The sequence below is a fragment of the Methylocella silvestris genome, assembly GCF_002891535.1.
In the GTDB taxonomy this organism is placed as follows: domain Bacteria; phylum Pseudomonadota; class Alphaproteobacteria; order Rhizobiales; family Beijerinckiaceae; genus Methylocapsa; species Methylocapsa silvestris_A.
Genome location: NZ_PDZR01000014.1, coordinates 89,866 through 100,945 on the forward strand (window position 1 = coordinate 89,866; position 11,080 = coordinate 100,945).

General features: G+C 60.2%; 14 protein-coding genes and 1 pseudogene. 8 read left to right on the top strand and 7 right to left on the bottom strand.

The window, feature by feature from the left end:
• Nucleotides 1-15: 15 nt before the first annotated feature.
• The 4 genes from CR492_RS12955 to CR492_RS12970 all read left to right on the top strand — a co-directional run bounded on the left by CR492_RS12955 (nucleotide 16) and on the right by CR492_RS12970 (nucleotide 3,248).
• Complete coding sequence (locus CR492_RS12955; RefSeq protein ID WP_102844181.1) at nucleotides 16-849, top strand: DNA adenine methylase; 834 nt, start codon at nucleotides 16-18, stop codon at nucleotides 847-849.
• 580 nt (nucleotides 850-1,429) lie between these two features.
• A complete protein-coding gene (locus CR492_RS12960; RefSeq protein WP_102844179.1) occupies nucleotides 1,430-1,669 on the top strand; it encodes a helix-turn-helix transcriptional regulator in 240 nt (79 codons plus the stop codon).
• A 3-nt stretch (nucleotides 1,670-1,672) separates the two neighbouring features.
• A complete protein-coding gene (locus CR492_RS21520) occupies nucleotides 1,673-2,170 on the top strand; it encodes a helix-turn-helix domain-containing protein (RefSeq protein WP_102844165.1) in 498 nt (165 codons plus the stop codon).
• Nucleotides 2,157-3,248 (top strand): tyrosine-type recombinase/integrase, encoded by a 1,092-nt coding sequence (locus tag CR492_RS12970; protein ID WP_102844166.1) that lies wholly within the window; start codon nucleotides 2,157-2,159, stop codon nucleotides 3,246-3,248. Before CR492_RS21520 ends, CR492_RS12970 begins: the two co-directional genes overlap by 14 nt.
• Nucleotides 3,249-3,387: 139 nt before the next feature.
• Here the strand turns inward: CR492_RS12970 and CR492_RS12975 are convergent, their stop codons facing one another.
• From CR492_RS12975 to CR492_RS12995, 5 genes and pseudogenes are all read right to left on the bottom strand, one after another.
• Nucleotides 3,388-4,020, bottom strand: coding sequence for a class I SAM-dependent methyltransferase (locus CR492_RS12975; protein WP_102844182.1), 633 nt, complete (start codon nucleotides 4,018-4,020; stop codon nucleotides 3,388-3,390).
• A 109-nt stretch (nucleotides 4,021-4,129) separates the two neighbouring features.
• Nucleotides 4,130-4,756 carry an NADPH-dependent FMN reductase gene (locus CR492_RS12980; RefSeq protein WP_102844167.1) on the bottom strand — a complete coding sequence of 209 codons (627 nt, stop codon included), beginning with the start codon at nucleotides 4,754-4,756 and terminating at the stop codon, nucleotides 4,130-4,132.
• Nucleotides 4,753-5,187 (bottom strand): nuclear transport factor 2 family protein, encoded by a 435-nt coding sequence (locus CR492_RS12985; RefSeq protein WP_102844168.1) that lies wholly within the window; start codon nucleotides 5,185-5,187, stop codon nucleotides 4,753-4,755. The genes CR492_RS12980 and CR492_RS12985 overlap by 4 nt, the downstream gene beginning before the upstream one ends.
• Nucleotides 5,188-5,256: 69 nt before the next feature.
• A complete protein-coding gene (locus CR492_RS12990) occupies nucleotides 5,257-5,715 on the bottom strand; it encodes a nuclear transport factor 2 family protein (RefSeq protein WP_102844169.1) in 459 nt (152 codons plus the stop codon).
• 84 nt (nucleotides 5,716-5,799) lie between these two features.
• Nucleotides 5,800-6,533 (bottom strand): annotated as a pseudogene (locus tag CR492_RS12995) (SDR family NAD(P)-dependent oxidoreductase).
• Between the two features lie 278 nt (nucleotides 6,534-6,811).
• Between CR492_RS12995 and CR492_RS13000 the strand changes: the two are divergent.
• The 3 genes from CR492_RS13000 (at nucleotide 6,812) to CR492_RS21440 (ending at nucleotide 8,200) form a co-directional block, all read left to right on the top strand.
• The gene (locus tag CR492_RS13000; RefSeq protein WP_102844170.1) at nucleotides 6,812-7,708 is read left to right on the top strand and encodes a LysR family transcriptional regulator; all 897 of its coding nucleotides are present in this window, start codon (nucleotides 6,812-6,814) and stop codon (nucleotides 7,706-7,708) included.
• A gap of 218 nt (nucleotides 7,709-7,926) precedes the next feature.
• Complete coding sequence (locus CR492_RS21160; RefSeq protein WP_245412068.1) at nucleotides 7,927-8,067, top strand: hypothetical protein; 141 nt, start codon at nucleotides 7,927-7,929, stop codon at nucleotides 8,065-8,067.
• Nucleotides 8,068-8,116: 49 nt separating this feature from the next.
• Complete coding sequence (locus CR492_RS21440; RefSeq protein WP_348626717.1) at nucleotides 8,117-8,200, top strand: hypothetical protein; 84 nt, start codon at nucleotides 8,117-8,119, stop codon at nucleotides 8,198-8,200.
• A 12-nt stretch (nucleotides 8,201-8,212) separates the two neighbouring features.
• On the opposite strand, the gene CR492_RS13010 is transcribed toward CR492_RS21440, so the two are convergent.
• Nucleotides 8,213-8,875 (bottom strand): TetR/AcrR family transcriptional regulator, encoded by a 663-nt coding sequence (locus CR492_RS13010; protein ID WP_102844171.1) that lies wholly within the window; start codon nucleotides 8,873-8,875, stop codon nucleotides 8,213-8,215.
• Nucleotides 8,876-9,048: 173 nt separating this feature from the next.
• Between CR492_RS13010 and CR492_RS13015 the strand changes: the two genes are divergently transcribed.
• Nucleotides 9,049-10,602, top strand: coding sequence for an oleate hydratase (locus tag CR492_RS13015; RefSeq protein ID WP_245412069.1), 1,554 nt, complete (start codon nucleotides 9,049-9,051; stop codon nucleotides 10,600-10,602).
• A 348-nt stretch (nucleotides 10,603-10,950) separates the two neighbouring features.
• Here the strand turns inward: CR492_RS13015 and CR492_RS13020 are convergent.
• Nucleotides 10,951-11,080: IS3 family transposase (locus CR492_RS13020; protein ID WP_146030260.1), on the bottom strand; the 130-nt coding region annotated here is incomplete at its 5' end.

Genomic DNA, 11,080 nt, shown 5'->3' on the forward strand with positions numbered 1-11,080 from the left:
GCAGGTTTCCAAATTATGGATTTTTCGGATTTTCGCCGCGTCGAGCCGACGCGGCCGGCCGCCGCCTATATCGGCGGCAAGAAGCAGCTCGCCGCCGCGCTCGTCGCCCGGATCGAATCTGCGCCGCACAAGACTTATGCCGAGCCCTTCGTCGGCATGGGCGGCGTCTTCCTGCGCCGGCGTTTCGCTCCGCCCGCCGAGGTCATCAATGATCTTTCCGGCGACGTCGCGACCTTTTTCCGCATCCTGCAGCGCCACTATGCGCCGTTCATGGACATGCTGAAATTTCAGCTGACCAGCCGGCGGGAGTTCGAACGCCTGGTCGCGACAGATGTCCGCACCTTGACCGACCTCGAGCGGGCGGCCCGATTCCTCTATCTCCAGCGCACGGCCTTTGGCGGCAAGGTCGCTGGCCGCAACTTCGGCGTCTCGCCCGGAACGCCAGGTCGATTCGACGTGACGAAGCTGGCCGAGATCCTGACCGCGCTTAGCGAGCGCCTCGGCGGCGTCGTGATCGAAAACTTGCCCTATGGCGATTTCATCACGCGCTATGATCGGCCGGAGACGCTGTTTTATCTCGATCCGCCCTATTTCGGGACTGAGGATTTTTACGGCGCGGACGCCTTCACGAAAGCCGATTTTCGCCGCCTCGCCGACCAGCTCGCGGCGATCGCCGGTGGCTTTATCCTTTCGATCAACGACGCGCCGGAGGCGCGCCATCTTCGCAGCCTTCAAGAGGCGATCGGCATCACTCATACGGCGAGCGAGGGAGACGCAAGGAAGGCGTCGGAGCTTGTCGTTTCAAGGATCCGAACGCGACGCCGTCGGCCTTCGATTTTTTTTGATTAAGCTTCTGAGATCCAGACTGAACTGCGGCCGCGCGCGGAGCTACATTTAAGCGACCGAAGTCAATCGCAATCGCACCCGGCAAGCTTGGGCCGAGAGCCGACCGGCAGCTTCGGGCGGAGAATTTCCGAAAGCCCACATGCTGGATGCCGCGCGACTAACACTCAGGCCCACCGATCGCTGTCGCACCGGCAAATAGATGTATAAGCTCCGCTGTCAAATTGCTGCGGTCGCTCAATCGCAATAGGCCTATGCATTGCGAGGACGCGTGGATTAAGCGATTGGCGAATTTTGCGAAATCGCGCCAGAACCTGTGCATATGTGGGAAAACCCATTTTGCATTTGCGAAATCTTTTCAACCGTCTTTAGATTCGGAAGGTCGGATCGAGATGATTCGCAGCGCGCCACCCGCACGGAGGCCGACGATAAAAAAGAGCCGCACAACCCCTGGCAGGGTAAATGCGACTCTGTGGGTTTGACCCCGCGCTCGGCTAGGAGCGGGACAATCCTACCCAGCGACTCACTTTCAGTCAAAGACTGTTTGGGGCGCTGGATCGTTGATCAAGACGAGAAAGGATTGTCCATGGCTCAATCGAGCGATGGCGTTAGCGCGCGACATGCTGGCATTCAGCATTTTCCTCAAACCGGATTTGTTCGCCTCAACTCTGTCCTGGCGCCGATCGGACCAATTCCCATAGGCCGGTCGACATGGTGGGCCGGCGTCAAAAGCGGCCGGTTTCCCAAACCTGTCAAGCTCGGCCCGCGCACGACGGTTTGGCGCGTCGAAGACATAAGGGCGCTGATCGACAAGGGCGTCTCATAGCGGATGCCCAACCGTCGCATCGACTCGCGGCGCATAAAAATCCATCGGAACTATACGGTTGAAGAAGCGGCCAAAACACTTGGCGTACATAAGAACACCGTGCGTTCGTGGATACGGCAGGGCCTGCCGACTTTGGATGAGCGCCGTCCAACCTTGCTTCTTGGAAAGGACATACGCGCCTTTCTCGACGCCAAAAAAGCGACGCGCAAGCGCCGCCTTTTACCGGGTCAGTTCTATTGCCTGAAATGTCGCGCGCCGCGAGCGCCCTATGCCGGAGTTGCGGATTATATCGCGTCGTCTGCAACGGGCGGGAACCTTGTTGGCTTATGTCCACAGTGCGAAAAAATCATGAACCGACGTACGTCGCTTACCAAATTGGAGGAGGCGAAAGGAGCCTTGGACGTGACGTTTAAGACACCATCGGCGGCGTATAGGCGAGAGGATCCCCCTCCGTCTGAATTGTGCCTTCAAATAGGAAGCAACGCTGATGGCGAAATCTAACGCATCAAACGAACGCATCAAACGCGAATATTTCGCCTTTCTCAAAGACGCCAAAGGCCGCAGCGAAGCGTCGCTCGACGGCGTCGCCAAAGCTCTGGACCGCTTCGAAACTTACACCCGGCGCCGCGACTTCAAAGCCTTTCACATCGAACAGGCAAAGGGATTCAAGACACATCTTAACGAGCAGACGAACGTGCAGACAGGCGCGCGATTGAGCGCCGCCACTCTTTATTCGACGCTCGGCGCCTTGAAGGCGTTCTTCCAATGGCTGGCAGGACGGCCCGGCTGCAAGTCGCGGATCAGCTATGCGGACGCGGAATATTTCAACCTATCCGAAAAGGAGGCGCGGGTGGCGACAGCGCATCGCGAGAAGAATGCGCCGACCATCGAGCAAATCCGTCACGTCCTCAGCGTGATGCCAGCGCAAACCGATCTTCAAAAACGAGATCGCGCGCTTATCGCCTTTACCCTGCTTACCGGCGCACGCGATGGCGCCGTCGCCTCCTTCAAGCTGAAGCATATCGACGTCAATGCTGGAAAAGTCTCGCAGGACGCCCGCGAGGTCAACACAAAGCGCAGCAAGACGTTCACGACGTTCTTCTTCCCGGTCGGGAGCGATATTCGCGAGATCGTCCTCGAATGGATCGATTTTCTCCGAAAGGACAGACTATGGGGCAATGACGATCCCCTGTTTCCTGCGACGGAGGTCGACCTTGGCCCCGACCAGCGTTTTTTGGCGGTCGGTCTCTCCCGCAAGCACTGGAGCAACGCCACGGCTATCCGCAAAATCTTCAAAGAGGCGTTCGCCACCGCCGGATTGCCCTATGCCAACCCGCACAGCTTTCGCAGCACACTGGCGCAACTCGCCTATGAGCTGCGCCTCGGCCCGGAGGAATTTAAGGTCTGGAGCCAAAATCTCGGCCATGAAAGCGTTTTGACGACCTTCTCCAGCTATGGAACGGTGTCGTCCCATCGCCAGTCCGAAATCATGCGCGGGTTGGCGATGCCGATCCAATCCAGCGGCAATGCCGAAATCGGGCGCAAGATCGCCGAATTGGCCTCCCAGCTCCAAACGTGATCGCTTCAAATTGAAACTTGAACAAGAGCTCCCCGCCTAGCTAAGGTTCGAACTCGTGCCGCGCCGATTCCTGCCTTATGCGTCACGCTGGGACATCGCCCATGAACCGAAATTCGCTTGGGGGTGGCGCCGGGACCTATCAGGGCTTCACGAACCGATAGGCGAAGCGATCGGTTTGGCCCTTGATCGACGGATCGAACACCTTGATCGAGTGCGGATCGTCCTTGCTCGCGAGCATGGCGCCTACCGCGTCCAGCACGAAGCCGGCCGCCTCCACCTCCTCGCGCACGGATGCAGGCTCGATCCGATGCAGCGACTGGGCGTCGCTCGTGCCCGCCCCGACCGCGGCGGCGTGGTCGATGATGACGTAGAACCCACCGGGCTTCAGCCGCTCGAAGACAGCTCGATTGAAGTCGGCTGCCGTCGCGCCCCTGGCCTGGATCAGCGCGGTGTGGAGATCATGGTAGAACAGGTGCAGCCACAGGACATTTGCCGGTTGCGTGACCTCCGGCATCGCCACGAGGTCCGCCGAGACGACTTCGACGTTTTCTCGGCCCGGCTCCTTCGCAAGCGTCCGCATGCTGCCGACCGGATCGTTCTTGAAGTGGGCGACTTCGGCCGGCACGAAGCTGTAGACCCGTCCTTCGGGGCCCACGATGTCGGAGAAGAGACGAGTCCAGTCGCCTTCGCCTGGGTAAACGTCGATGACGGTGGACCCCGCATCGACGCGTGCGAACCGGATCAACTCGGATAGCTTGGATTGGTCGTACATCGAGATCTCCTTTACGGTTGGGCATTCGACGAACGCGCGGCATGCGAGGGGGCGATGCATGGCTAATCTACCGTCTACCTCCCGACCCGATGGCCGCAGATGGCCAGCGCTACGCCGCCAGCTCGTTCGGGTCGCGCCGATATGAAGCTTCAGCGGCTTTCGCCGCCATCGTCGCGTGGGCCCACCAGACGAGCTCATCCAAAGCCGACTTCGTGGAGGCAAGCAGGTGTGCCTCGATGTCTTCGATGGGCTTGTTTGCACCCATCGGGGAGGTCGACATGAAATCGGCGCCGCCAATGTTGACGGTGGGGGCGGTCGAAACCATTCGCAGCGCACTCGTGATTTGGCGTAGATGCTCAATCGCCCGCGCCGCTCCGGCCCCGCCGTAACCAATGGCAGTGAACGGCTTCCGTCCCCACTCCTTATAGGCTTGGTCGAGCGCATTCTTCAGCGCACCCGTGATCGAGCTGTTGTATTCGGCCACCACGAAAACGAAGCCGTCGTATCGGGCGAGTGTCTTCTGCCAGCGCAATGCCTCGGCGTTCTCGCTGGGCGTCGACATAGGCGGCCCCTTCTCATCAAAGAAGGGCATCGGATGGTCGCGAAGGTCGACAAGCTCCGCCTCGATGTCGTTACGGGCCTGGGTCTGTTTCAGCATCCATCCAGCGGCCTTGTCGGCGTACCGACCGGGCCGGGTCGAGCCAATCACGATAGCGATACGGGGTTTGTTGATCACGATAACCTCATATGTTTTTCGCCAAGTTGCTGCAGCATTACGGAAGGCAAGTTGTAGCAATCAAAGGATATGATTTTCCCCCCCTCAAGGTGATAAACATCGCAAACCGGGACATCTATTGTCTTGCCTGTTGGGTGTAGCGTTCCGGAGGCAAGGGCCAGCTCACCTTTATGCGTTCCCCGAATTGCGGTTTCGACAACGACGACGTTCTCCGCGACGTAGATGCTAAGTAACTCACGGTGGACGTCGGGGAATGCCCTTGCTAAGCTGGCAATGGAGTCACCAATGGCCTTCCCGTGGAACTTCGTGCCGGAAGCCATATCCAACATGTATCCATCGCCAGAGAACATTGAGACAAACTTCTCCGTATCTAATCCTTTCCCCTCTGCATAGGTGTAGAGTTTTCTGATGAACTTTTCATTATCAAGCATAAGCTATCCTTTCTGGAGTTGGTTGCCGCCATTTGGTGCTTCGGCAAGACGTTGCCGCTGTTCAACGCGTCAGCTGACTTTACGAATTGTTTCGTGTGGTATCGGTTTCGATGGGTTAGTGCCTGGGCTCGCGTCCATCTCGGAGGCCCGCGCCAGTGCTTGCGTGTCGATATACTCCCGGATGTTCGCCACTTTGCCATTTCGAACGGTAATGGCGAAAATCCAATCGTCCTTGAACGGCTTATTCGTGGCTTTGATTTTCCCGTTAGCGACGCCGACGACCAGAACCCGGTCTGCCTGCGCTACGTATTCGGAGGGCTCTGTAGAAGTTTCAACGGTTTCGGAAGCCTTTTGAAGAAAATCCGTCAATCCCGCGTGCCCGCGATGCGTTCCGGCCAGTGGCCAGTCCTTTCCCGGAATGATCCACTCGATATCGTCGGCAGACAACGCCAGCAGCCCTTGCTTATCGCCGCGGCCCATTGCTGCAAAAAAATCCTTCACAGTCTGGACATTATTTTCGATGCTCATTGTAATCTCTCCTTTCCCTTATAACGGTTCGTGTCCGATCTACTCTATTGCTTTCACTGTTAGCGCCCGGCCGGGCGTAGCGCGTCAGATTTGTGCTAGGCCGCCGTCGACGGCAAGCTCGCTGCCGGTCATGAAGCTACTGTCCGACGACGCGAGAAAGGCAGCAGCCGCCCCGAGCTCCGCCGGATCGCCCATGCGCTGGAGCGGCGTCATCGAGGCGAAGACCTTCATCCCGTCCTCGCCCAGCGCTGCCTTCGCGAGTTCGGTCGCGGTCGGCCCGGGCGACAGTACGTTGACCCGGATGCCGGCGCCCTTCAGGTCCTCCACCCAGGTCCGCGCCGGATTGCGCACCGCCGCCTTGCTCGCGCTGTAGGCAGTGAATCCCGGGGCGCCCGTGGCGCCGGCGCTCGATCCGGTCAGGATGATCGAACCGCCCGAGCCCATCAGCGGCAACGCCTTCTGGACCGTGAAGATCGTACCCTTCACATTGGTGTCAAAGGTCGCGTCAATGTGCTCGGCGGTGATCTTGCCGAGCGGAAGCGGGCTTCCCGCCCCTGCATTGGCGAACACGATGTCGAGGCTTCCGCGCTCGGCCCTCACCGCCGCGTAGAGTCGGTCGAGGTCGGCCTCATCCGAGACCGAGCCCTTCACCGCCCGGGCATTGGGCCCAAGCTCGGCCACAGCCGCGTCGAGCGCTTCCTGCCAGCGGCCGAAGATGAAGACAAAGGCGCCCTCCTCGATGAATCGCTTTGCCGAGGCGAGGCCATGCCGGTAGCTCCGCCCGTGATGACGGCGGTCTTTCCATTCAAACTGGTCATGTCGTGCAGTCCTTGTTTCGCCGTCCCGGGTATTTGGTTGTACGGGGAGGTCACCCGAGACCCTCAACATGGGTCCGCTGAGGTCAGGCGTTGAATGCGGAAGCGCGCAAAGCGGTGGTGCAAAAACGATCCGGTAAGGCTACCAACGCCAGCCGTGATGATAAGTTCCGCGGTTCGGAATTGGCCCGCACTCGTCGACCTGTGTTACGATGACCGCTCGTACGGCAATACGATGAGTTAGGCTCTGGAAGGCGCACCCTGCGGTGCCGGATTGCACCATGATCGATTGGGATGACGTTCGCTACTTTCTTGCCGCCGCGCGCGGAGGCTCGGTGCGGGCCGCCGCCAAGCGTCTCGGAGTAAACCACGCGACCGTGCTGCGACGCATCGCCCAGCTCGAGGAACGCCTCGGGACGCAAATGTTCGAAAAGCTGCCTTCGGGCTACCGCCTGACGGCGGCGGGCGAGGAGGTCCTCGAGCTCGCGGAGCAGATGGAAGCGTCATCGCACCAGCTGGAGACGCGCGTCCTGGGTCGCGACCAGAGCGTGCGCGGGCTTTTGCGTGTGACGCTGCCGCCGCCCCTCGCGACACATCTGCTCATGCCGGACTTCGCCGAATTCATGCGTCTGCATCCGGACATCGAGATGGAAATCTTGTCGTCCGGCGAGCTGGCAAATCTGACCAACCGAGAGGCCGATGTCGCGATCCGCGTCGTCTACGACCGCAAAACCCTGCCGCTCAATCTTCACGGCCTAAAGGGGCCGGAGCTGTTCGGCGGCGTCTACATGTCTCGCGATCGGCTAGCCGGATGGCGTGCGGGCGCGCCTGATCCCCTCCGGTGGATCGTCATAAGCCTTCATGGCATCCCGGATTGGGCCAGCGAGGGTGAGATTCGGACCACCGGGGTTCCATTCAGGATCACGGACGCCGCGGCGCAGATCGTTGCTGTACGGCAAGGGCTCGGGATCACGACACTGCCGTGCTTCGTCGGCGATGCCGACCCGCTGCTCGTGAGGGCGCCGGGCACGGACCTGCACATCTACGGAACGCTCTGGCTTCTCACACAGGGGGAGACACGCAAGACGGAGCGCGTGCGGCTCTTCACGGAGTTCGTATCCCGCAGGCTCGCCGCGTACGCTCCGCTTCTGGTGGGGCTGTCAATATCGCGCGACTGACGCCCGGCAGGTCGCCGTCGACGCTTGCAGTGGACAGGTGTCTGCAAGCGGACATCCCCAGCGTACGACTTGGGTCGATAGCGCGGCCCGCCTTCCTTCCGCGATCCGGACTTCACGAGGTTCGCCTTGCAATCGGGTGGCGATCCAGAACGTCCCAAGAATTTGGCTAATCGAGCAAATCACTGTAGAATCAATCTATTATGCGCGCGGAGGCAAGCTTGAGCTTCATCGATGGCGACAGCCGAGATCAGATCAGTCTGCTGCCGGCATGCATCGACGACTACGTGGCGCCAGACAGCCTCGTCCGTGTCGTCGATGCATTCGTCGCTAGTCTGGACCTGGCCGAGCGGGGCTTTTAACCGGGTCGTCGCGGCGGCGACTGGCAGACCAGGATTCCAGCCTGGTGACATGCTCCGCCTCTACATTTGGGGCTATCTCAACCAAGTCCGATCATTGCGACACCTCGAGCGCGCATGTTCCGTTCGCGAATGAACTATGCCTCTCTTAAGTGCGCCGGCAACCATCCAGAAATAGATCCACGGCGAAGCGAATGCGGTCGCGGCCCGGATCATCCAGTTCGGCCGGAATAAATCCTAATCCGGCACGGCGAAACGGCGGGAGGATGACTGCTGTCATGAAGTAATCAGCCGCGAACGCGGGATCGTCGAGGCTGATTTCCCCGGTCTTTGTTGCATCAAACAAGGCATGCTCAACAATCGCTGCCGCACGGTGAAAACCGTGAGCATGAAGGTTTCGGGCTAACGCTGGAAAGCGCAAAGCTTCGCTCGATACGACACGCTCCATGGCGATATTTCGATCGGTAAGGAGCCATCGCAGCAGCATTTCGCTGACCGCGATCAGGCGCGAGCGGATATCCCTGCCCACCGGTAGTGACAATTCGAGCGCATCGAGGCGCGCATCGATCGCGCTGGTTATCGCCGCCTCGAAGAGCGCCGCCTTGCCCGGATACCGCGCATACAGCGTGCGCTTGGTGACGCCGGCGACGTCTGCGATCTGGTCCGTGCTCGTTCCCTTGAATCCATGTTCGAGAAACAGTTCGGCGGCGGCTTCCAGAATTCGGCCCGAAAGGGCCTTGGCCTCGCTGATTGAAGGGCGGCCGCCTTTCTGTGATCGAGCGTCTTTTTTGGGTTTTGCGGTGGATTTCATCGCGTCTTCTTACCGATCCCAATGACGCCGTTGCGTTCGATCGATCTGACGGAACTCGGAGGCAGGCTGGACAGCATAAACTATACGGCATAGTGTACTTCTAACAAGAGTCTTTGCAAACGAAAGGCCTCATCGTGTCCAAGCCCGATCGCTCCGCCACCAAGGCCCATCTCGTGGGCGGCGGCATCGCTTCGCTCGCTGCGGCGGTGATCCTGATCCGCGACGGGGATCTGCTGGGCAAGAACATCACGATCTACGAGGAGTTGGACCGGATTGGCGGCGCCCTCGACGGCGCCGGCGACGCCGAGCATGGCTACATCGTCCGCGGCGGCCGGATGATCGAGAGCAAGTATCTGTGCACCTACGATCTCTTCTCCTCCGTCCCGACGCTCGACGGCAAGCAGACCGTGACGCAGGAGATCATGCAGTGGAACGAGATCATCAAGACCGGCTCCAAGTCGCGTCTGGTGCGCGCTGGCCACAAGATCGACGCGCCGGAGTTCGGCCTATCCGAGAAGCATATTCTGACGATCGAGAAGCTGATGGTCGAGCCGGAAGGGCTGCTGGGCAACAGCCGGATCACCGACCATTTCGACGAGGCATTCTTCCAGACGAACTTCTGGTTCATGTGGTGCACGACTTTCGCTTTCCAGCCATGGCACAGCGTGGTCGAGCTCAAGCGCTATTTCGTGCGCTTCACCCACATGGTCGATGGCTTCAACGAGCTGCGCGGGATCATGCGGACCTATTATAATCAATATGACTCGTTCGTTTTGCCGCTGCGCAAATGGCTCGACGAACGCGCTGTGCAATTCCAGCTTGGAACCACGATCAAGGACATCGCCTTCACTGATAGGGACGGCGAGACCTTCGCCGATGCGCTCGCCTTCGAGCGGGCAGGTGAGAGCGGCAGCATCGCAGTCGAGCCGCAGGATGTCGTCATTGCCACCCTCGGCTCGATGACCGAGGCGTCCTCCAACGGGACGATGGACGACGTCCCGGTGCTGAACGACAAGCGCACCGGCGGGGCCTGGGCCTTGTGGGAGACTATCGCCCAAGGTCGCCCGGAGCTGGGTAACCCGGCCAATTTCGCCGACCATGTCGACGAATCCAAATGGATGTCGTTCACCACCACGCTCAAGAACACCCAACTGTTTGATCTGATCCGCGACTTCGCCGGAAACGTCCCCGGCGAGGGCGGCTTGATCACCTTCACCGACTCCGCCTGGCTGATGTCGATCGTGCTGCCGCATCAGCCGCATTTCATCGGCCAGCCCGACGACGTTCAGGTGCTGTGGGGGTACGCCCTGTCGATCGGCAAGCCCGGCGACCATGTCGGCAAGCCGATGTCGACCTGCAACGGCCGCGAGATCATGACCGAGCTGCTCGGCCAACTTGGCTCGTCTGATCGCGCCGAGGCAATCCTCGCCGGCGCGATCTGCCTGCCCTGCATCATGCCCTTCATCACCAGCCAATTTCTGATCCGACAAAAGGGCGATCGCCCACAGGTACACCCCAAGGGCTATGCGAACTTCGCCGTGACCGGCCAGTTCTGCGAGCAACCCGACGACGTGGTGTTCACGGTCGAATATTCGATTCGCTCGGCGATGACGGCGGCCTATTCGCTGCTGCACCTCGATCGCAAGCCGCCGGCGGTCTTCAAGGGACAACTCGACCCGCGCAACCTCTATAAGGCGTTTCGGGCCCTCCATGACACGAACGGATGATCGGTCCCGCGACATCTATTTTCGAGCGACCTAATATCTCAGGTAAGGGTTCGGCGTTTTTTCCGGTATCCAGGCGGCTGCACCCGAGACTCAGGAGGCGGGGGATATTGATTTGACCGATCCGGTGCAGATCGCGCGCGACAAAGGAGTCATTCGAGGCAAGCAGCGCCTCATTCTGCCATGGGCAGGCGCCGCCGCAGCCGCGCGATGCGCTCGCCCACCCGACGGTCCCGATTGCGCGCCGCGCCGCATTGATGGCGCCCCCGATGGGCAGCAGCTCCGCAAGAATCAACGAGAAGATAGATGCTTTATGGACTTGCCCCGGTTTAGTGGAGAGGCAAACGGTCGTCAGTTTGCTGCTCGCTCGAACTGAGCGGGGCTCCTATAGCCGAGCGCCGAGTGGCGCCGGATCGGATTGTAGAAGCCGTCGATATAGCGGGCAATGGCGGTGGTCGCGTCCTGGCGGGTCAGGAAGACG